The sequence below is a fragment of the Lysinibacillus sp. NPDC092081 genome, from assembly GCF_044755845.1.
GTDB lineage: Bacteria > Bacillota > Bacilli > Bacillales_A > Planococcaceae > Lysinibacillus.
The window spans coordinates 1-23055 of the sequence record NZ_JBIVRU010000004.1 but is presented as its reverse complement, the minus strand read 5'-3'; the positions used below and the strand labels follow the sequence as shown (position 1 = coordinate 23055).

At 36.2% G+C, this 23055-nt stretch carries 16 protein-coding genes, 1 pseudogene and 1 other annotated feature; of the genes and pseudogenes, 4 read left to right on the top strand and 13 right to left on the bottom strand.

Going from position 1 to position 23055, the window contains the following annotated elements:
- Positions 1–83 precede the first annotated feature (83 nt).
- From ACIQLB_RS09140 to ACIQLB_RS09110, 7 genes are all read right to left on the bottom strand, one after another.
- Entirely contained in the window at positions 84–362 is a 279-nt protein-coding gene (locus ACIQLB_RS09140) for a hypothetical protein (RefSeq protein WP_400724123.1), read from the bottom strand.
- A 371-nt stretch (positions 363–733) separates the two neighbouring features.
- Complete coding sequence (locus tag ACIQLB_RS09135; RefSeq protein ID WP_400724120.1) at positions 734–1198, bottom strand: aminoacyl-tRNA deacylase; 465 nt, start codon at positions 1196–1198, stop codon at positions 734–736.
- Positions 1199–1580: 382 nt separating this feature from the next.
- The gene (gene ileS / locus ACIQLB_RS09130; RefSeq protein WP_400724117.1) at positions 1581–4670 is read right to left on the bottom strand and encodes an isoleucine--tRNA ligase; all 3090 of its coding nucleotides are present in this window, start codon (positions 4668–4670) and stop codon (positions 1581–1583) included.
- 54 nt (positions 4671–4724) lie between these two features.
- Positions 4725–4964: a binding site (T-box leader), on the bottom strand.
- A gap of 81 nt (positions 4965–5045) precedes the next feature.
- Positions 5046–5891 (bottom strand): DUF2785 domain-containing protein, encoded by an 846-nt coding sequence (locus ACIQLB_RS09125; RefSeq protein WP_400724114.1) that lies wholly within the window; start codon positions 5889–5891, stop codon positions 5046–5048.
- Between the two features lie 173 nt (positions 5892–6064).
- Complete coding sequence (locus ACIQLB_RS09120) at positions 6065–7030, bottom strand: hypothetical protein (RefSeq protein WP_400724111.1); 966 nt, start codon at positions 7028–7030, stop codon at positions 6065–6067.
- Positions 7023–7541, bottom strand: a complete 519-nt coding sequence (locus tag ACIQLB_RS09115) for a sigma-70 family RNA polymerase sigma factor (protein WP_400724108.1) — start codon at positions 7539–7541, stop codon at positions 7023–7025. Before ACIQLB_RS09115 ends, ACIQLB_RS09120 begins: the two co-directional genes overlap by 8 nt.
- A 114-nt stretch (positions 7542–7655) precedes the next feature.
- Positions 7656–8099 carry an Lrp/AsnC family transcriptional regulator gene (locus ACIQLB_RS09110; protein WP_400724105.1) on the bottom strand — a complete coding sequence of 148 codons (444 nt, stop codon included), beginning with the start codon at positions 8097–8099 and terminating at the stop codon, positions 7656–7658.
- A gap of 141 nt (positions 8100–8240) precedes the next feature.
- Here ACIQLB_RS09110 and ACIQLB_RS09105 point away from each other — a divergent pair, with 141 nt between their 5' ends.
- Positions 8241–8825, top strand: coding sequence for a DJ-1/PfpI family protein (locus tag ACIQLB_RS09105; RefSeq protein WP_400724103.1), 585 nt, complete (start codon positions 8241–8243; stop codon positions 8823–8825).
- 48 nt (positions 8826–8873) lie between these two features.
- On the opposite strand, the gene ACIQLB_RS09100 is transcribed toward ACIQLB_RS09105, so the two are convergent.
- On the bottom strand, positions 8874–9719 hold the full coding sequence (locus tag ACIQLB_RS09100) for a LysR family transcriptional regulator (RefSeq protein ID WP_400724100.1): 846 nt from the start codon (positions 9717–9719) through the stop codon (positions 8874–8876).
- Between the two features lie 176 nt (positions 9720–9895).
- Between ACIQLB_RS09100 and ACIQLB_RS09095 the strand changes: the two genes are divergently transcribed.
- Entirely contained in the window at positions 9896–11038 is a 1143-nt protein-coding gene (locus ACIQLB_RS09095) for an MFS transporter (RefSeq protein ID WP_400724097.1), read from the top strand.
- A gap of 394 nt (positions 11039–11432) precedes the next feature.
- On the top strand, positions 11433–11831 hold the full coding sequence (locus ACIQLB_RS09090; RefSeq protein ID WP_400724094.1) for a hypothetical protein: 399 nt from the start codon (positions 11433–11435) through the stop codon (positions 11829–11831).
- Between the two features lie 199 nt (positions 11832–12030).
- Here the strand turns inward: ACIQLB_RS09090 and acnA are convergent, their stop codons facing one another.
- From acnA to ACIQLB_RS09070, 4 genes are all read right to left on the bottom strand, one after another.
- The gene (gene acnA, locus ACIQLB_RS09085; protein ID WP_400724091.1) at positions 12031–14736 is read right to left on the bottom strand and encodes an aconitate hydratase AcnA; all 2706 of its coding nucleotides are present in this window, start codon (positions 14734–14736) and stop codon (positions 12031–12033) included.
- Positions 14737–15360: 624 nt separating this feature from the next.
- The gene (locus tag ACIQLB_RS09080) at positions 15361–17442 is read right to left on the bottom strand and encodes a serine hydrolase domain-containing protein (protein ID WP_400724089.1); all 2082 of its coding nucleotides are present in this window, start codon (positions 17440–17442) and stop codon (positions 15361–15363) included.
- A gap of 415 nt (positions 17443–17857) precedes the next feature.
- Positions 17858–18877 carry a serine hydrolase domain-containing protein gene (locus ACIQLB_RS09075; RefSeq protein WP_400724086.1) on the bottom strand — a complete coding sequence of 340 codons (1020 nt, stop codon included), beginning with the start codon at positions 18875–18877 and terminating at the stop codon, positions 17858–17860.
- A 45-nt stretch (positions 18878–18922) separates the two neighbouring features.
- Complete coding sequence (locus tag ACIQLB_RS09070; protein ID WP_400724083.1) at positions 18923–19489, bottom strand: MarR family winged helix-turn-helix transcriptional regulator; 567 nt, start codon at positions 19487–19489, stop codon at positions 18923–18925.
- Positions 19490–21756: 2267 nt separating this feature from the next.
- Here ACIQLB_RS09070 and ACIQLB_RS09065 point away from each other — a divergent pair.
- Entirely contained in the window at positions 21757–22692 is a 936-nt protein-coding gene (locus ACIQLB_RS09065) for a bile acid:sodium symporter family protein (protein WP_400724081.1), read from the top strand.
- A gap of 170 nt (positions 22693–22862) precedes the next feature.
- Here ACIQLB_RS09065 and ACIQLB_RS09060 read toward each other — a convergent pair.
- Positions 22863–22961: pseudogene (locus ACIQLB_RS09060) on the bottom strand (IS6 family transposase); the annotation flags it as partial.
- Positions 22962–23055: the final 94 nt, after the last annotated feature.

Below are 23055 nucleotides of genomic sequence, written 5' to 3'. Positions count from 1 at the left end.
ATATAAATGCAACTATTTCCTTCTGCAACTAACCCGCGCCGTTAATACAAAAAGCGAGTGTAATAATTGAACAATCGAATCCGTTAGTGAAAAACGAAAACTAGGACAGGAGGTAATAACAATAATAATAGTGCGATTGAAATCAGCCATTTTGTCAATGTTTTTGAGAGTTTATCTTTAACATCTCCTTTATACCATCCACTAGATTGCAATTTATTTCGATATAAAACAGTAAATAAAATTAAAATTGAGATTACCATCATAATCCCATAAGTATTCGAATATTCAACACCTAATTTTCGGTAGATATAAACAACAATATTACCTGAAATCAAATAAAAAATTATGAGTAAAAAAACCATTCTTATGAACTCCAATAGTATCCTAGTTAAATCTCGTAGTGCCCTCATTACATTCACTCTCCAAGCTTTTATTCTTCACTTATTTTACCACATATATCCATACCGTTATTCAACTTTATTGCACCGTTAGTTCAAGTATGATTTCTCACAAATTCTTGATATTCGTAATAAGTAGTTGATTACCTTATTTATTAATTTCCTCATATTGTTCAGTAGTAGTGGTATTAGTTCAGCTTTTATTGTTTTTATAGATATAGTTTGAGTATATTGAATCTGTAAATTTTACTATTCATGCTTCAACTAAAGAACAGATATATCAAAGTTAGTATAAAATAAAAACAACCGTCATTTTATACGGTTGTTAAGAATTGCTATTTACTTACTTTAATAATAGTACCCTGATTGATTATTAATAAGTCTTGAACATTTATTTTAACTAATGAGTTTTCAGAACCACCACCAGTATATATGTAATCCATATTTGTAACTTTAGGGTCAACTAAAAACTGTGCATGAAAACCAAAAGAAGGAACTCCACCTGGTGGGAAACCTGTATGTTCAATAATTTCATTTCCGTTAGCAAGTCTTGGTTTTTCTATGTTTAATGATTTGGCAACACGAGTTGTACTAGCTCTATTGTTTCCTTTTACAATAGCAACTATTAATTCATTATTTGAGTCAATCATGCAAATATTTTTTACAAAATCGTCTTCCGAACCATTAACTGCTTTAGCAGCATCTTGTACTGAGTGGCATGATTGATTAAAAACGAAGTGTTCAGCTTTTACATTATTAGAGTCTAAAAATTCTTTAACTTTAGTTTCATACGAATTCATAAAGGCCTCCTTTAATATTTTTATTTGTGTAAATATTAGCATAATAATGAAGTTTTAATACCACTATTAGTTCAGCTTAAATATATGTTTTTAGTGCATTACTTTAACACTTAACTGTTTAATAAAATACTGGTACCTGAACGATTTTTGCATCGTTCTGTACTTTTTTCTGGCGACTCCTAAGCAGTTATTGAGCTTACCTGATCATTTCTTTTGTCAACGGAGCAATTTCCGGGCTTACCCGATCACTTCTTCTGTCTACCCGAGCAGTTTCCGGACTTACCCGATCACTTCTTCTGTCTACCCGAGCAGTTTCCGGACTTACCCGATCACTTCTTCTGTCTACCCCAAGCGTTTGAAACTTACCTGAGTACTAAAGTTTTTACAGTTTAAAATAGACAGTAACTTTTTCATCAAACACTTCTGTCTCTAAATATCGTTCACCATGATCGTCACTCACATAATGAATATCATGTAACAACACATTGGCCTTTAGTAATGCTTCGTGCTGCTGGAGGATAGTTGTTGCTTTAGCACTTCCAGCAATCGATATCGATATATACTGTTCAACAGGAAGTTTCCATTTTTTGCGTGTATCTTGAATTGTGCGAATTAATTCCCTAATTTGCCCTTCTTCAAGTAAGCTAGCTGTCAGATGAACATTCATAAGGACTCGACAAGGAGCTTCTTCGGCTAAGACGAAATGTTCCTTCACAATTGATTCTGATAACACATACGCTTTTAATAATGTTACCTGTTCCCCATCGATCGTTAACGCAACTGAACCTGTTCGCTGTAATACATTTTTCTCTTCATCATTTAAATTCACTACATAATCTTTTACTTTGTTCACTTTTGCTCCAAATGCTGCACCAGCCGTTTTAAAATTAAGCTTATAATGTACCGTTTCATAAGCTGAAAAATTGTTAGTCCAAACGCACTCTTTCATATTTAATTCATCTTTCACGAGCTCGCTATATGGTTGATAATCTGTTAGCTCACCGTCAACAGAGACAATCATTTCACTTAACGGCTGCTTTACCTTGATTCCTTGACTATTACGGATGCTGCGGGCTAGTTCTACGATTGTTAAAATATTCGCCATCTCTTTTTCAAGCTTTGGATTCAATAGTTGTTCATTATATGTTGGGTAGTTTTGTAAATGAACACTTTTCCCTGATAATTGTCGATATAAATCCTCAGCGATAAACGGAGTGAAAGGTGCTAGTAATTGACAAATTGTCGTTAGTAGCTCATACAGTGTACTATAGGCACCTCGTTTTTCCTCTGTCAGCCCATTTGCCCAAAATCTTGCTCGTGAGCGACGGATATACCAGTTACTTAGCTCCTCTACAAGCTTGCCAATTTCACGTGTTGCCTGTGTAAATTGATAGTCGTCCATAGATTTAGTAACGATCTGGATTGTATGATGTAATCGAGAAAGTATCCATTGATCTAATTTTGTACGAGTGCCAACCTTATCAGCATCGTACTGGAAACCATCTATTTCTGCATATAGCTGATAAAATTTGAACGTATTATCTAGTGTATCGACTAGCTTTGATTTCGCGTCCATCACAATCTTCTTAGAAAAGCGTTTAGGATTCCAAGGAGAACTGTCCACTAAGAACGCCCATCGTAAAGCATCCGCTCCGTACTGCTCTATTAGTTCAACTGGCTCCAATGCATTTCCTTTGCTTTTCGACATTTTCTGTCCATTCTCATCTAAAACATGACCTAAGGAAAGGACATTTTTATAAGGTGCCTTTCCTGTAAATAAAGTTGAAACCGCTAATAAACTATAGAAAAAGCCTCGTGTTTGATCGATGCCTTCTATGACAACATCAGCAGGGAATTGATTGTTAAAAGCAGCAGAGTCTCCAAAAGGATAATGTTGTTGAGCAAATGGCATGGATCCACTATCAAACCATACATCAATTACTTCCGGTGTACGTTCCATGTCGCCATTACATTTAGGACAAGTACAAACAACCTCGTCAATATACGGCTTGTGAAGTTCAATGTCAGGTAAAGTACCCTGCGCTAACTCTTTTAAGGCAGCCATACTATTTGGTGCCACTTCATGACCACAATCCTGACAAATCCACACATTGAGCGGTGTACCCCAATAACGATTTCGGCTAATATTCCAGTCCACTAGATTTTCTAAGAAATTACCAAATCTACCATGTTTAATGTGCTCCGGATACCATGTTACTTGATCATTATTTTCTAAAAGCTTATTTTTCAAAGCAGACATTTGGATAAACCAGCTGTCAGTCGCGTAGTAAAGCAAAGGTGAATCACAGCGCCAGCAATGTGGATAGCTATGCTCATATTTTTCCTTATCAAACAATAGCTCCTTTTTAGCGAGCATTTTAATAATATCGACATCACAATCTTTCACAAATTTACCAACAAGCTCTGGAACATCTTCTGTATAGCAACCCTTTAAATCAACAACATTGACAAACGATAGACCATTTTGCTGAACCGTTTTATAATCGTCCTCCCCATATGCAGGTGCGATATGGACGATACCAGTTCCACTATGCTCTGTGACATAATCGGCTAGTACAACGATATGCCCCTTATCAACTGTGACATAAGAAAATGGTGGGGTGTACGACACACCTTCGAATTCATGCCCCTTATGTTCACTTAACACTTCAACAGAATCAGCAAAAACTTTATTCACTAGTGATTTTGCTAAGATATAGATTTTATTATGCTGCTTCACTCGAACATATGTGAGCTTAGGATTCATGGCCAAGGCAACATTGGCAGGTAATGTCCATGGAGTCGTTGTCCAACCAAGAAAATATTCTTCTTTATCTTTCAGCTTAAACATTGCCGTGACAGATAAATCCTTTACATCCTTATAGCCCTGTGCAACCTCATGAGAGCTTAATGATGTTTGACAGCTAGGGCAATATGGTGAAACGCGGTGCCCCTTATATAAAAAATTTTCCTTGTGTACATGACTTAAAATATTCCAAACGGACTCAATATAATCATTACTTAGCGTTAAATATGGGTCATCCATGTCAATCCAATAGCCTAGCTGCTCTGTAAAGGAGCGCCACTTCTTCTCATAAGTAAAGACACTTCCCTTACACTCTTGAATAAATTGTTCAACACCATATTTCTCAATCTCTTGCTTGCCAGAGATACCTAGCTTTTTTTCCACGCCTAACTCTACAGGCAAACCATGTGTATCCCAGCCAGCCTTACGCTCCACTAAATAACCTTGCATCGTTTTATAACGAGCCACGACATCTTTAATCGTTCTGCCAAATGCATGACCTACGTGTGGTAAACCATTCGCAGTTGGTGGACCTTCATAAAATACAAAAGGTTTATTGTCAGAACGGTTTGTAACAGACGCTTGAAACGTTCCTTCTTGGTCCCACAACTGACGAATCCGCATTTCTCTTTCTACAGTCGTTTCTTTCTTCTCTTCAGCTTGCATGTAAATTCCTCCTATACTTATTGTATAAAAGGCATACAAAAAACCCCGTCCCAAGTAAGGGACGGGGTTAACCGCGAATACCACCCTAATTCTATTGAACCAACGTTCAATAGCACTCAGCAACGTACAATCATACGTGTTCTTTTTAACGGTAGACACCCGGATTAGCTTACTATGTTCTGCCAATCTTCTCAGAGAGGATCTTCATGTAACACCTGCACACCGACTTCCACCAATATGTCGGCTCTCTGTAGAACAAAATGAAACACTACTCTTTCTCATCAACGAATTTGTATGCTTTTATTGTCACTCATCTTAACAAACTAATTTTTGTCTGTCAATAATTTCAAAGTACTAATATTGGTAGTAATTTCCCTATAATTCATCGAGACATGCTTCGATGCTTTCATGAAGAGTTGCGAACTTAGGTTTCCCATTTGTTTTAATATAAAAGCTTTTCACAAAGGCTTTACAGTTAAAAACTAAAATTCTGTGATGTTGTACATCGAGCAGTTCTTTTTTTACTTTTAAAGTAGCAGGTAATTCTTGCAGTAATCTAATGATCTCTTGCTCCTCTAAACCATGCTCAAGCATTGTGAAAATAGGTACTAAAATCCGTTCATCTTCATTATGAATGAAAGCATAATTTTCTTGCAAAACGACGTTATATAATGCGTATACAATTTCAATATATGAGGCTTTATTTAATTTTTGATTTTTCACCAATTCATCGATGGCATCAGCCATATGAGCAACACTATGAGCCCACCCTTTCACCGGCACATAGCCCCTTACATCCTTTTCTGTTGATAAATAAGCTAGTAATCGATCTTTACACTCATTTATTTTGTGCTCAGATAAAAAATTGTCTGCGTTATCTCTATATAAAATAAGTGCGATTAATAGCGACGTAAATGTGCGGGTAAAAACTAAATCTGATTCGCTTTCTTCGATACCCTTACATAATAAATTATTCAAACATTCCTCTAAAAGCTCCGTTAAAAGTGAATGCTCTAGTAAGTTTTTTTCACGGATCAATTCATAAAACGATCCATAAATTAAGTCATCTCGCAGTTCACTATCTAATGAACCGATATGTAACATCATTGATTGAATGAGATGAGTTTGGTCCTCTTGCTGCCACATTTTACTTCCACTATTTATGTCTGTTAGTATTTTTTTTAATTCAATTTCCTTAAGTAAGTTTTTATTTAGTATCATAGCCAATCTTTCTCCCCATTCCCTTTTGTTTTGATAAAAGAATTTACATAATCATCTATTATCATATCCCCTGATTATATAATTACTTACAATAATTGTACACTAATCCAAATACAAGAGGAGATTAAAAAAGCCAGACATTCTTGAAATTTTGAATGTCTAGCATTAATTCATTAATGATCTTCCAGTATTTTCATGCTATCTATATCTGCAAATCCTATTTTAGAATCATCTTTTTCTCCTGCTAAATCTGTACTATATTTCACTTCTACATCATCACCAAGCGCCAATGTTGTAGGAACATCAATTAATGGGAACCACGTACCATTACCGTGTTTTTGTACGATGTCATCAATTGATAATTTACCAATATCCGATTCATCTGCATAAGAAACTACTAAAAATTCATGTTCCTTGATTGCTACTACTATCCCACGTTTTGAATGGATTTCTTTTTCCCCAACTGGAATATTATATTTTTCACGTAAGGCTGCTATTTCTTGACTATCATGCTCCTCTAAATAGTTCAAAGCATCTTTCCCTACTAGAAAAAATAATATCGGCTTATTTACATCTTTGTATTGATTCTTTTCCTGCTCCAATAGTAAATTGATTATAGCAAATTTATAAGATAGTGGTTTAATATATTGCTCGATAAATTCTTCTCTTGTAACATTCAGCATTTTTAATTGTTCAGCAAGTTGCGCTTCGTTTTGATTTATACCTACTTCCATCAATGATTCTAGTTGTTCATCAATTTGTTTTTGCGTAGGTACTATCCCTTTTGATCGAGCGTAAGCATATAAAGATTCAGCCTGTAAAAAGAAATCAAACTTCTCCTTTTTTGCATCATTGGACCTTGTCTGATCCTTTACTCGGGGATCCGTTTCTAAATAGAAGTTTAGAAATTTTTCATCTAAAACAATTGGTGTACTTGCTAACTGCTCCTGATTTCCGCTGTATTGAGTATATAGAAAGATGCCAATACAAACTGTAAATATAATAGATAATACACTATATTGCCAACGCCAAGATCTTTTTTTCATCTCACGCTGTTCTAAATGCTGTACAACATTGGTCATAACACGCTTTTTGCTTTCGGTTAAATCCTTTAATACCCTAACATCTACTTTACTCATGTAACAGGACCTCCCATTCAATATGCTGTAGCTTTGGCTTCAATAGCTCTCGTCCACGACGTAGCCTTGTTTTCACCGTACTCTCCGGAATACTTAAAAGCTCGGCAATTTCAATAACAGACATTTCCTCAAAATAAAAATAAATAAGGACCTCTCGCTGTTTTAATGGTAGTGCTAAGATGGCGTTTTCTACTAAGGTTTGTTCATCCTGTTGCACTAGCATGTCCCTTTTCGTGACAGCCTGCTTGGCAAAGATCTTCTGTTGAACTTGTATTTTACGGTATGTCCAGCTGCGTAAATAGTCTTTACTTTTGTTAATGACGAGCCTCGATAGATATGCTCGTAATTCTCCTCTTTCCTCATAGTTTTGTTGATTATCGTAAAATTTAATAAATACATCTTGCACGATATCTTCTGCACTTTGTAAATCTTTGACGTAATAAAAGGCAAGTCGGATGAGCCTTTCTGTATGCTGCTGCATTATTTCTTCGAGTTCTCTAATTTCAAGCAACGTCTCTCCCCCTCTCTGCCCTATAAACGGTGCTCACGGTATAGAGGTTTGCTTTTTTGTATTTTTTAAATAAAGATCTGGATTTTAGGATTACCCGAGCAATTCTGGCCCCAATTATTCAAAATTTTCATCAGAAAAAGGCGCAATGACCGTTTTTTTATTTGAAGAAAGTACAATATTTGTTGATGGCGTTCCATAAGGCATTGCCTCATCAATAAACTGTTCTAATGTTTCCACTGAATTGGTTGCAATTTTTACAATATAACTGATTTCACCCGCTACACGATAGCATTCAAGGACATCGGGATGTGCGTTACAAAAATCCGAAAGGCTTTTACAATCAATTGATTTAAATAAAATAATGGCTTGAATGTCGCGATTCAACTTTTTTAAATTTACTTTTGCACTATAAGCTTCAATAATCCCCTGTTCTTCTAACTTTTTGACACGCTCAATAACTGCTGGGGATGATAAATGAACCGTCGCCGCTAATTCCTTCATCGACATTTTTGCATTTCGCTGCAATTGCTGTAGTATTTCTGTATCTATTTGATCCATATGTATCCACCTTTTTTAATAAATTAGATTTAATAAAATTCCTTTTATTATAAAGCAAATCATCTAAATTACATTATACAGATTCTGTCATTGTATAACCTTATTCACTACAATTAAACATATAAAGGAGGCATTAACAACGTGAAAAAAATATTATTACTATTAGCGAATGGTTTTGAGGCCGTTGAAGCGAGTGTTTTTACAGATGTTCTTGGCTGGAATAAATGGGAGGGCGACGGCACAACAGAAGTCGTGACTGTAGGATTGCATAATCAATTACAATGTACATGGAATTTTAACGTAGCTCCCGAAAAATTGCTTCATGAAATTTCATTAGAGGATTTTGATGCACTTGCGATTCCTGGTGGATTTGAGGAAGCTGGATTTTATGATGATGCTTTTAGCGAGGAGTTCCAGGCGGTTGTTCGTCATTTCAATGAACACAAAAAACCGATTGCGACGGTTTGTGTAGCTTCCCTCATTTTAGGTCATAGCGGAGTACTACAAAATCGAAAAGCTACTACTTATAATCATCCAACAAGTAAACGATTAGCACAGCTACAATCTTATGGAGCAGACTTCGTCAACGAGCGAATTGTTCAAACTGGACATATTATTACATCCTCCAATCCCGGCACTGCATTCGACGTGGCATTTAGCTTTCTGGAAATGCTGACATCTGAGGAAAATGCAAAAAAGGTAAAGGATTTAATGGGGTTTAATTAATGGAAAGAAGCTGTCTCAAAGCGTTAAATTGGGACAGCTTCTTTCCATTTAATTTGATAATAAATGTTGTAACTTCGATCCAAATTCTTTGCTTTTTGTAACCAATGAAATTGTTCTTCCAAAATCATTAATTGGTAAGGCAAAAAGCTGAAGATGACCGATATTTTTTGCCATTAACTCTGGCACAATCGTAATCCCCATTCCAGAGGTCACAGCCCCAAAAATAAAATCGCCAAAGTTCACTTCACTTATAATATTAGGTTTATAGCCAAGCGCTTGTATTTGTTCTACTATATCCTTTCTTGAATCACAAGGAGCCTGATGAACAATAAGCGGCTCCTCACACAATTCTGCAAGGTCAACTGCTGTTCTTGAATTAAAACGATGGTTCAAAGGAAACACAGCATAGTAAGGTTCCGTAAACAATTCACAACTCCACAAAGATTCTCCCGTATATTTTGCATCCACAAAGACTGCATCAAGTCTACCTTTTTGTAAAGATTGCAACAGTTCATTTGAAGTATTTTGAATCATTAAGGTTATAGGTCGATCTAGTAGCTTAAGTTCATTCATTTTATTTGGCAAATAATAAGTGGCTAAGCTAGGCAGACCACCGATGGCAATTGGATTGCTCTGGTTAAATTGCTGTAATTCTTCACGAATGGCGGCTAGTTCAGTAATAACTGGTGTAATTCGAGTGTAAAAACGTTCCCCAGCTTCTGTTAATTCAATACCTATGGATGTCCTATGAAATAGCTCGATGCCAAGATTATTCTCTAAGTTTCGTATATGTTTACTTAGTGCAGGTTGAGAAAGATTCGTGATTTGAGCAGCTTTAGAAAAACTTTTCTGATTGGCAGCAGCAATAAAACTATGTAACCATTCTACATTCATTGTATTCCTCCCTAACCTATAACGATTTGTTATACCCTTATAAAATAGTGATTGTTCCATATTCAACGATTTTTAGTAACCTATTAAATATAGAGGGTGCTTCGATTATAACATATTGTTATAAGTTATCTAATCGACAAAATACTTAGCATCTTTACTATATGGAGGTTCAATAAATGAAAAATATTTTATTATTATCCTTTGGCATGTTTGCCTTGGGCTTTGATGCCTATGTGATCGCAGGGCTAATCCCAGGAATTAGCGATACGTATCAAAAAAGTACATCACAAGTCGGCCAGGCTGTGAGCATTTTTACTTTGTTTTACGCAATCTCAGCGCCGTTTTTTTCTTCTTTACTTGCAGGAAAACCAATAAAAAAAATCTTAATAGGGTCAATGCTTATCTTCACAATAGCGAATAGCATCACTGCTTTAGCGCCGACCTTTTCTATTCTTCTACTATCGAGAGCAATTGCAGGGACAGGGGCTGGTTTATTTTCTCCATTAGCCGTAGCAGCCTCTTCAAAGTTCGTTTCTAGTGAAAAGAGAGGGAGAGCTCTAGGTTTGACAATTGGAGGAATGAGTATGGGAACAGTACTTGGGGTTCCTTTAGGTATATATATATCCAACTTATTTGATTGGAAAATAACGCTTTGGCTATTAGTTGTGATCGGTGTAATTGCTGTTTTATGTATGTATATTTTCCTGCCCGATTTCCCAACAACGCCTCCTCCTGCACTTAACGAACGATTAAAGATGTTCCTAGATAAAAGAGTAACTATAACTGTATGTATAACATTTTTCGCCAGTGTTGCTAGCCTTGGATTGTACACATATCTATCTCCCCTATTAGAGGAAATGGCAGGTTCCAGTAACTTAACGATATATCTTTGGGCATGGGGATTCGGTGGCTTGGTTGGAAGTATAATGATTGGTTACTTAATCGACTATTTCGGGAAACCAAAAACTTTAGTTACAATCATTTTATTGACTTTAATTTTATCCATTATTTGTATACCATTAATGATTAACTTACCGATATTAAAATACTTACCGTTCTTTGTCTGGGGAGCAATGGGTTGGGCATGCCAAGCACCTCAACAACATATTTTACTATCATATCAGCCGAATAACGGAAGTTCAGCAGTAGCATTAAACAGTTCTGTAAATTATTTAGGTAGTGCAATAGGTGCAAGTTTAGGTGGAATTGTACTGTCCTTACAGATGGGATCAATAACATTGATTTATTTTGCAGTCATCTCTATGTCATTTGCAATTTGTTTACAGTTTTATAGTATGAAGAACAAATTTAGCGTATAAACTGATTTAACAATTACGATTCTAACTGTCGCTTCGATAACTTTATTTATCGTTTCGGTGGTTAGAACTGTAACTTTGACGGGGCTATCCATCATTTAGGAGGTCCTATCCGCAACTTTGACGATTCTATCCACCATTTCGGAAGTTCTATCCATCATTCTGACGGTTCTATCCACCACTTCAGCCGAGCGATCCACGATTTCAGATGTTCTATCCACCACTTCAGCCGAGCGATCCATCACTAAGAGTTATATGGTACATTACTACCATTACCGAGGCAATGGCATTTGAAAAAGCTACCGTCTGCATTAAATGAGAACTCCTACGATCTGTAACTATTTGGTATTTAGTTCGTCTAATTGGCAATAGAATAAACTTTTTGGAGGCATGTCTAATGAAAAAATTTTTGTTTCTATTTTTATTGGTAAGTCTGTTTTTGGTTTCTGCTTATACAAATGGTAAAACGCAATCATTAGAAGCCTTTTATAAGGATGCAAAAATTGAAAATATAGATAAAGTGATCATCCAAGATGGTTCAATTGGTGCTTCAAAAACGATAACTAAGCAAGAACAAATCAATGAATTCGTTTCTTTGATTAAAGATATAAAGTTTACTCCACAAGACAATCAAGAAAAACGTGTTGGATGGAGATATGGTATTACTCTTTTTGATAGTAAAAGAAAATTTAAATTTACACTAAGTGAAATTGATAATACCTACTATGATTCAAACCCAGATATTTATCCTATTGTAGAGAACTATTACAAACAGTTGGAAATTGTAGAAGAGTAAAGATTTTAAAAAATAATGATTTCTATATTTTGAGGTCTTTTTTATGCATTTCAGAAGTTCTACTCATCATTTTGACATTTCTATCCATCATTTCGGCGGGGCTATCCATCATTTTAAAGGTTCTATCCACGATTTTGATGTTTTTACAGAAGTACATAAAAAACCGATCTCCTAAGAGATCGGTTTTTTATTTAAATGATTACTGAGCAGCTTTCGCGCGAAGAACCATTTGTAGGATACCACCGTGACGGTAGTAGTCTACTTCTACTTCTGAGTCGAAACGAGCTAAAGCTTGGAAAGTTTTAACTGATCCGTCTTCAGATTTAGCAGTAACTGTTAAGATTTCACGTGGTTTTACGTTGTCAGTAATGTTAACAGAGATTTCTTCTTTACCAGTTAAGCCTAAAGTTTCAGCAGATTCACCTGGCATGAATTGAAGTGGAAGAACACCCATCATTACTAAGTTAGAACGGTGGATACGCTCGTAAGATTGTGCGATAACAGTTTTCACGCCAAGTAGGAATGTACCTTTCGCAGCCCAGTCACGAGAAGAACCCATACCGTAGTCGTTACCAGCAAGTACTACTAAGCCAGTACCTTGCTCTTGGTATTTCATACATGCGTCATAGATGTACTCTACTTCACCTGTTGGCCAGTAAGTCGTGAAACCACCTTCTGTACCAGGAGCAACTTGGTTACGGATACGGATGTTTGCAAATGTACCACGCATCATAACTTCGTGGTTACCACGACGAGAACCGTATGAGTTGAAGTCACGGATTGCAACACCGTTTTCGATTAAATATTTACCTGCAGGTGTTTCTTTACCGATTGCACCAGCTGGTGAAATATGGTCAGTTGTAATTGAGTCACCGAACTTCGCCATAATGCGTAAGCCATCTAAGCCTTTAATAGCTTCTGGTTCTTTTGCAAGACCTTGGAAGAATGGTGGGTTTTGGATGTAAGTTGATTTGTCATCAAATGTGTATAGAGACTCAGTTGATGTTTCAATTGCATTCCATTTTTCGTTCGCTGTGAATACAGTTTCGTATTCTTTTTGGAATAATTCACGGTTAACTACAGTACCTAATACTGCGTTAACTTCTTCAGTTGAAGGCCAGATATCAGCGAAGAATACTTCGTTGCCATCTTTGTCTTTACCGAATGAATCTTTTTGTAGGTCAACATCCACAGTACCAGCAAGTGCATAAGCAACAACAAGTGGTGGTGAAGCTAAGTAGTTAGCTTTTACAAGTGGGTGTACGCGACCTTCGAAGTTACGGTTACCAGAAAGAACTGATGTTACGAATAAGTCGTTATCTTTGATAGCGTCTTCGATTTCAGGAAGTAATGGACCTGAGTTACCGATACATGTTGTACAACCGTAACCTACAGTGTTGAAACCGATTTGGTCAAGGTAAGTTTGTAAACCTGAATCTTCAAGGTAACCAGTTACTACTTTAGAACCTGGTGCTAAAGAAGTTTTTACCCATTTAGGCACAGTTAGACCTTTTTCTACAGCTTTTTTCGCAACTAAGCCCGCAGCGATTAATACGTATGGGTTAGATGTATTTGTACAAGAAGTGATTGCAGCGATTGCTACAGCACCTGTTGGGATTTCTACATCACCTTCAGCGAATTTAGCTACAGAAGTTTTTGCGAATTCATCTTCAGTTAAACCGAAACCTTGTGTACCTTGTGGTGCCACTACTGCTTCTTTGTAACGAGTACGCATTTGAGATAGTGGAATTAAGTCTTGTGGACGTTTTGGACCAGAAAGGTTTGGTTCGATTTCAGCTAAGTTTACTTCTAATACGTCAGTGTAAACTGGCTCTAAAGTTGGATCGAAGAACATGTGGTTAGCTTTTAAGTAAGATTCCACAACCGCGATGTGCTCTTCGTCACGACCAGTTAAACGCATGTAGTTTAATGATTCTTCGTCAATTGCGAAGAAACCACATGTAGCACCATATTCAGGAGCCATGTTAGAGATTGTCGCACGGTCAGCTAGTGGTAATTTTGTTACGCCAGGTCCGAAGAACTCAACGAATTTACCAACTACGCCACGTTGACGTAATACTTGAGTAACTTTTAATGCTAAGTCAGTAGCAGTAGTTCCGTTTGGAAGATCGCCAACTAATTTAACACCGATAACTTCTGGGATTGGGAAGTATGAAGGTTGACCAAGCATACCTGCTTCAGCTTCGATACCACCAACGCCCCATCCAAGAACGCCGATACCGTTGATCATTGTTGTATGTGAGTCAGTACCTACTACTGAATCTGGGAAAGTTTCGAATGTACCGTCAGTATTTTCGTTTACGTGTACAACTGGAGCTAAATACTCTAAGTTTACTTGGTGAACGATACCAGTTGCTGGTGGTACAGCACGGAAGTTATTGTAAGCAGTTTGAGCCCATTTTAAGAAGTTATAACGCTCAGCGTTACGTTCGAATTCTAGGTCCATGTTTGCTGCTAATGCAGATGCATTACCGTATTTGTCAACTTGTACTGAGTGGTCAATTACAAGGTCAACTGGAATAGCAGGGTTGATCTTACTTGGGTCGCCGCCCATTTCTTTCATAGCAGAACGTAGAGAAGCAAGGTCAACTACTACTGGTACACCAGTGAAGTCTTGTAATACTACGCGAGAAGGTTTGAATGGTACTTCAGCTTCTGGATCTGCACCGTTACCCCATTTTGCTAATTCGTTTACGTGCTCTTCTTTGATAACATATGCATCATATTGACGTAAAACTGATTCTAATAATACTTTGATTGAGTAAGGAAGGTTTGAAACTTTTGCAACGCCAGCTTTTTCAATCGCAGCTAAGTCATAGTAATTATAAGTTTTACCATTAACTTCGAATGATGCGCGGCTGTTGTGTAAATTACCTTGTGCCATTTGCGGATCCCCCTAAATATCTTTTTGAAAAGGCCTATATAAATTTTAAAGCATCTTTTCTCCAATACCCATGATAGCTCATTTATATTCATAAGTAAATTACATTAATATTATCTTTTTCGATAAGGATTACTTATGACCTTGATTTGTAGCCTAATGTTTTTATTTTTTTGATGTGCATAATATGAAGGTTTCGCTGAAACGACATTTTTATACCTTTTTATTGAAGTGTATAAAATGTTTTTGACCGGGGTACTTTCTGGGGCACTCGTAGTTTTTTTTAAATAGTGACCCAACAAAAAATTATATATTTATAAAAATCATTATGGACAGGTACATTATATAGTAGCAATTTTATCAAAGAAAATAATTTACAACAACTAGGTTTTGTAACCTTTATTTCCATTTTATTTTATATAATCTCTAAAATGAAATAAGCCACTATGGTTGAACCGTACCCCAAAAGTAAGATTTTTGGTCTAACTTTTGGGATATAGTTATTTTTAGTGGCTTTTATTTATTATTTATTATCTTTTACATATTTCCGAGTTAAGAATGCAGTTAAATGAGCTCGAGTTATTTCTGTGTCGTTCTGGTTTCGTTGAAGACGTTCTTGAATTATAGTTAGTTCAACGTGATTGCAAATTGCGAGTTCGGCTCGCCAGCAAATACAACTGTTCCGTTCTTCGGCAGTTTTACTTTGTTATTGCCGCTTACAACAGTAAAATTGACGCATACTCCCTCACCATCATACACCGCGAACGAACTCTTCGGTGGTAACGCCACTGTCATCGTTTTCTCTACTACCGCTTGCGGGATCGTATACCATCTCGCATGCCCATTTGCTTGTAGCGTAACTTTGGATGATTGGCTTGCCTCAAGCGGTTTTAAGTTGGTACCACTTACGTATAACAATCCGGACATCTCCATATATTCATTACCGCCTTCTGTATAGAAACGAGATTCCGTCGTATCACGGCCTGCCATTACGGGGATTTGGAGCTGATGCGCAGCCGTGTTTGGGCCTGTAATTTTTCTGCCGTCCCAATAGCCCTCTAGACCTTCATTACGATTAATTTGTGTTGTAAGCATCATTGGTACGAGATATTGAGCAGAACTATATTTCTCGTTTACAAGATAGTACTTGACGCCTTCCCGCTTCGCCCATGCGGCAGTGGTTTCCTTCGATAACACGTTGACTTCTAGTTTCTCGCCTAAATAGTAAGTAACCACTTCTTGCCCTAAACCTGGCATCGATATATATGTGCTCTCCCTCAAATATGTTCGTCTATTCTTCTCTGTGACGAAGTTGAGCTTGGAGGTACCTGTCTCATTAATAAAGCTTCCATCCGCAGTATATACATATTTTTCTTCTGGATTATATGGTAAGACCAGTTCTCCATTCTTCGTAATTTCTATTTTGAAATGACTGTAACTATTACCGTAATAACCCGCTTTCTTCACTACGTCTTGAGGAATCTTGGCCTTGATCGGCTTGCCAAAGGATTTGTTCGGCTTGATATCCTTAATTGTGCCCTTCTCTTTAAGCGCAGCGAGCAGTAATTCAGTCGCCACCAGTTGATTTGTAGTGCTGCTACCGCCGGATGACAACACAGCCACTGCCATCTTCTGTTCAGGAAGTACGACCAGTGAAGCATGTTGCAGTCCCGTGTCGCCGCCTTTAGCCAAGCCCTTTATCCCATATTCACTGAATGGATATAGTTTCACACTATCCCACCCAAGACCATAGTTGACAATATTATCTCCATCCCCTGGCCACATTCCTTTTTTATATTCCTCTTGCTCCATCGCCTTGACTGCCTTTTCAGAGAGGATTCCTTTTCCCTGTCCCATAAATAGTTGTGAGAATCGCACCATATCTTCTGCTGTGGAAGAGATCCCTCCCGTACCAATCACATTCACCGATTCAGTAGGTAGCTGCCCTTGGTACGTTGGAAAATAAAGTCCAGCCCGCTTATCGTTTTCCCATTTGTCCTGCGGCGTTATCGTATGATTTAGCTTTAAGGGTTCTGTAAACCGTTGATGTATAAATTCGGTAAAGCTCATACCGCTGACTCTTTCCACCATAATCTCGGCTAGCGTAAAGCCGTCGTTGCAGTAAACCGAGAACGCGCCAGGATCCGCCTTCAATTGCTGGTTGGACAATTGCCGCAACAAGTTATCATGGGCATAGGTATCATTATCGTTAAATAAAAATGTATTACTAAACGTACTACCTTGCAAGCCGGAGGAGTGGTTCAACAGCATACGTGGCGTAATGCTTTTGTAACGCTCGTCGTTCATCTTGAAATCAGGAACATAGTGGACGACAGGAGCATCCAAATCGACTTTTCCTTCGTCGACCAATTTCATTACAGCCGCCGTTGCATACATTTTACTGACTGAACCAATCCCGTATAGGGTATCTTTGGTCAGCAGCTGTTTCCCTTTCATATCGTTCTTGCCTGTCTGATCCGACAAAATAAGTTTGCCATTATCAATTAGCGCATACTGCACGCTAGTCGTCTCATACGACTTCGTGAGTAGCGCAGCCTTCTCTGTCGCAATCTTTTTTAGTTCTTGACTAGCTACTTCTTGGCTAGCCACAACCGTAGTCTGACTGTTAGAAAACGCCATCGCCCCTGTTGGTAGGCTCATCGTTAACGCTAATGTAGCGGCTAACACCGCAGAAAGTTTATTTTTCATAAAAGAATTGCCTCCTCGATTTCTAGATATACACTTCCTAAAAAATTAATGCCCCCACAAATAAAATTTTTTTATTCACTTTAACACCTTGATTACCCCCTTCATCAAGAAATATTTTCCATAAATAGAATATCAAAGTTTTATTTACTCGTAAATACAGTGATAGACTGATACCATATCGGGCTTAAGACTTAAGGTTGATTATGACTAAGTAAATAAAAAAGACCAGCTCGGCTAAATAAGCTTTGCTGGTCATCTTCTATTGTGTAGCTACAATATTTGCAACTTGCGCAAGTTTAGCTGTTTTTATTTTATTAGCTCCTTCTTTGGCTTGAGGAGCTCCTGTTTCTAAGGAACATCAAAAAATTAAAGTTATCTTAACAGGAAGAAATCTATCTAATTAATATCAGATGTTTTAGATTTGTAAACTTTCTAATAAGGAAATCCCAATCTTTTCATCATCATTTCTACCTAATCTATAATTGGCCAAAACTACGGAGGCAACTTTCTTTTCTTTATCAATCCCTAAAAATGAACTAAAGCATCCTGTTCCGCCGCCATGTAACATAACATTATTATTTTTCTTTAAAAGCCACCATCCAAGACCCATATCATACTTCTTTGATTTTCCACTTCCATGTTTATCATGACAAAGAGACAAATAGGGTTTATCTTCATTAATATTTATTTTTGCATATTTAAGTAAATCATCAGCAGTTGAACTTATTGCGCCCGCAGGTGACATAAGATTTTCTTTGTTCCATTTCCAATTGCCGCAATCATTATTTTTTCTGCCAAAACCATGTAAATTATTATTGGATGTACCTAAATAAGTATCGCTTAGTCCCAGCTCATTACGAAGAAAATCGTTCATAGTGTCCCAGTATCCCTTGCCTGATACAATCCCCAATCCATACCCAATAAGTGATAAACCGAAATTTGAATATTCCCATGAATAATCCATTTCTTTCAATTTATTTTTTTCCATTAGCATTTTCATTTTGTTAAAATCAATATTTAACGGATTAGTCTTATTGAAATTACTAGCGCCCATAATCAAATCTAAAAATAGACTAAAATATTCTCGTTTATTTAATGGCAGATTTTCTGAATATCCAGAAGAATGAGTAGCAAGACGGAGCAATGTAGGATAATACTCGTCTTCCTTAAGTTCTTCTATATATTTTTGTATTGAATCGTTTAGTGACAACTTGTTTTCAAAAACATATTTTGATAGCAAAGATGCAGTAAAAGTCTTTGTAATAGAGCCAATTTCATAATGAAATTTTTTTGATGAATCAAGTTCACCGTTTTCATTATAAATTTTTATAACTGTATTATTGTCCGTTAAATAACCTACAGTTAATTTTAAATCTTTTTTTCCTTTACAGGTCTTTTTAATTAATTTTAACGTTTCATCACTAATTTCAAACATAATGATCACTCTCCTTTATCCTTCATTTTAAAAATAGATTGATATTTATTTTGTATTTCCGTTATTAATTGCTTGAATTCTTCGTCTTTCAAATTCCTTCATTACTCTCATTTGCAATTCATTGGTATCTTCATCCATGTTTAAATTACCCTCTTCTTCAAATCCATCTTGTTCTTCACCGTCAAAACTATAAAGTTTCTTTAAAAGGTCCCACATTGTTTCCAATTCTTCAGTTGAGAATTTTTTAAAAAGGTCTTCCAATAAGAAGATTCCTTTTTCTGCAACAACAAGCAATACCTCTTTTCCATTTTTAGTGATTATTACATTAACCGCACGTTTATCTTTCTTACTAGGAACTACGTTAACGTAACCCTTATTTTCCATGATTGTAATTAACTGTTTCGTACTCTGTTTTGTAGTACCTAATTTTCTAGCAATATTATTCAAAGTCGTTTCATCCTCAGGTAAGTGCGCTATTGCTACCATTGCCATATACTGTCTTGAAGTTAAAAGTTCAAGAAACTTGTCACCTTTTACTTGAATTTTATTTGCTAAAGAAAATAAAGTAGCGTAAGTTTGCTGCATTAAAAAAATTTCTTTGTATATATCCATTTTTATCCTCCATTTTAGACAGTTTACTGTCTAAATTAAGAGTATCACATTTTTCATTTTAGTCAATATACTGTCTATTTATTTTGAAATAAACGCTCCTTTAATTCAATAAGAAAAAATGAAGTGGATTGTTGTGTGTTTAATGAAGTACAAAATTTTAAAAATGCTTAAACTAAAAGGTCCTATAATTAAGTCTTTGACATCGGGAGAAAATAAAAAAGGATAAAAAATTTACAGCAGATTTACCAGAAAAACTAGAACAAAAAAATATTGGAAAATGACATTCGAACAGGAACTCTTGATCAATCAATTTTAGAAGAAGTTAAAGAAGAATCTAAAAACTGACTAAACATAAACGCAATCTTTATATGATGATATTTTAAGGGACTAGTCGGTGGTCTAGCACCAGTTTTAGCAACCTTACTCGTATTGTTAATGACATTATAGTTACTCTTAAAAGCAAAAATAAATCGAGTGGTGGTTGATATGCAAAATAATTTCTTGTACGAAAGTTTCATAGACGTTGTTTCACATTTAGCCGCTATGCGCGGCTCCAGCTTGGGTATCGGTTGCTCTTGTTTCTTAAGATATATCGTTTATTCCTCATATTGTGCAGCAATTGAATCATTCCATATTTTCAAATATTATCTAATTATGTTATCCTTATATAGGTTAATAACCTATATATCAGGAGTTGTTATGCAATGAAAACAATGTCTACAATAGGATGGGTCATATTTTTTTTAGGCACCTTTTTATTTTCACGAGGATGGAGCAGAGTATCAGGTACCTTCGAATACAATTCATCTATTCCAAATAAATCTGTTGCACTAATATACATTTCTATGGGCGTTTTTGTTATGTTCATTTCATACTTTGTAAAACCCAAAAAAGATCAATAATTTTACCGAACAATATATTTCAAATCTTCACTAAGCCCATCTACGCAAATTACTAGTCTGCTCAAGCTCCTTCCCAATGTTTCGTAGCTGCCTATAAATCTTGCATCTTCTGTATTTCTTGGTTTGATTAAAAGCTTTTCATTTCGGACATCCTCGGCATTCGAGAAAAGCTATGCGGACCTATTGATTGATTAGCCTTGCTCTATGCTGTTCGACTTCTTTTCGTATTGTTAGGCACCCATTCAATCGTCACCTCGGCTCTAGGTGCTCTGAATAAAAACTTTCTCACGGTACAATACGGTTAATCATCTATATCCTCCTTAATGATGAAATTTCCACATCAAACCGTTTGCGTTGTCCCAAACGAAAAATCCTAAATCTATAGATGGTTCGTCATCATACGGTTTAAAGTTGTCAATTTCATCGTCAGAATATCCTAATGAACGAATTATCTCGCGATTCTCCTCGTTATCTTCAACATTTACGAATTGTACTGTTTCACCATCAGATTCAGCTTCTTCAATTTCAATAGAATTAATAATTTCTAACGCCTTTTGTTTATGGAAAAATGGTTACTCAGGTTAGGAAATAAGAAATAATTTCCCGGGTAAGCGCAAGAAATGACAAGTTTAGTCTTACATTGCCAGCAACAAGCGACTGATTTTATCATTACTCTCCGCATCCCAGCCTGGTGCCCCTTTTATAGTTACTTTACTCATATTGTTCAGTAGTGACCTCCGGATTGGTTATTTCCGAAAGTTTGTCCTTCATATTGTTGTGGTAGTTGCATTGCTGATATGGAATTGGTTATGCCTGACTTTATAGCATTTGTTCCCGTTATCTGCAGAGAGTTTTTCATACATAAGTATTCCTTTGTTTCTTTAAAACCAACTAGTAATTCACCCTAAACATTGCACCATTTATTCCCTCTATTTTTTTATTTTCTGTTTTCACGAGTAAAAGATTCCGTACTATAGCGCAATTTATAAAATTTATGTGAGTAATTTAAATGGCATCTAAATGGCTTAAGTTCACTGTGCCTCTTTGCTTGCGAAAATCCACACGTGGAAGATAAAAATAACTATGCTTGTGATCAGTAAGTACAGAAATCTAAATAACAATTAGTATAAATCCCACTATTCTTCTCTATCATTCCACGTTATTTCCCATCTTATTATAGGCTTTATTATTTCCCTTACCTAAGTCTCATATCTACTCAAAATAAAAATCTAAATATTCAATATTTCCCTAGATATTATGAATATGGAACCAAGTTTTATTAATTGATTATTCTCACTATTGATTAAATTCTGTATTCAATATATAGTTTACTATATTAAAAAAATATTACATAGAGGTGTATAAATGAAAGTTTTAGAACGTTTTAGTCAGTTTGTTAGCAATACATTTGCAATTTGGGTGCTTCTTTTTGCAGCACTTGCCTTTTTTATTCCTAGCGGATTTTCTTGGATCGGGGCATATATTACGGCATTACTAGGCATTGTGATGTTCGGTATGGGATTAACTATAACAATTTCGGATTTTAAAGAAGTTTTAACTAGACCGAAAGATGTGGCAGTTGGTGTAGTTGGTCAATTTTTAATCATGCCATTTCTAGCCTTTTTATTGGTGAAACTATTCAATCTTCAACCGGAAATTGCAATTGGTGTTATATTGGTAGGTTGCTGCCCAGGGGGTACATCTTCAAATGTCATGACATTCCTTTCCAAAGGAGATGTGGCATTATCGGTGACAGTAACATCTGTCACAACTTTATTAGCTCCAATTGTTACGCCTGGACTTATTTATTTATTCGCAAGTGAGTACATTGATGTTGCACCTAGTGCACTTTTTATGTCGATCGTCAAAGTAATTATTATTCCGATTGCATTAGGCTTCATTGTACAAAAGTTCTTTAACAAGCAAGCCAAAGCAAGTGTGAAAGTGATGCCACTCGTTTCTGTAGTAGCCATCGTTGCTATTGTGGCTGCTGTTGTTGCGGGCAATCAACAAAAGATTGCTGAAACTGGTTTAATTATCTTCGGTGTTGTTGTTTTACACAATTGTTTAGGATATTTAATCGGGTATTTATTTGGAAAGATTTTCGGTATGAACTTAGCTAAAAAGAAAGCTATTGCAATTGAAGTAGGAATGCAAAATTCAGGCCTAGGTGCATCTTTAGCCGTTGCACATTTCTCTCCATTAGCCGCGGTACCAAGTGCGATTTTCAGTGTATGGCATAATATATCAGGTCCGATATTAGCAACCATTTTTAGTCGTATGAAAGATAAGGATAAGTGAATAAGATTCAACACATACCATTTAATTGTTCAAAAACTCTGGAAGCCTTGGCTTTTCAGAGTTTTCATTTTTTATTGAGAAGTAAGTTTTACTCACTTAAAAAACTAATTATCTATGTGTGCTCAGACGATATAGCATGTACCCCGAGGTAAACCTCGCTCCGTACGTGCAGGGATACTTTGCTCATTTTTTAACTGTTTAATTGCTATAGGATAATCTATATTCTTATCGACTGTTATGCCACGTGGCTTAGAAACATAAATAGACCGAGGCTGGGACAAAACCCTCCTCTGAAAACTAATAAGCCGTTGAAATTTTACGACGAGTAAAATTTCAACGGCTTTGATTGTTTTTTACATTAAA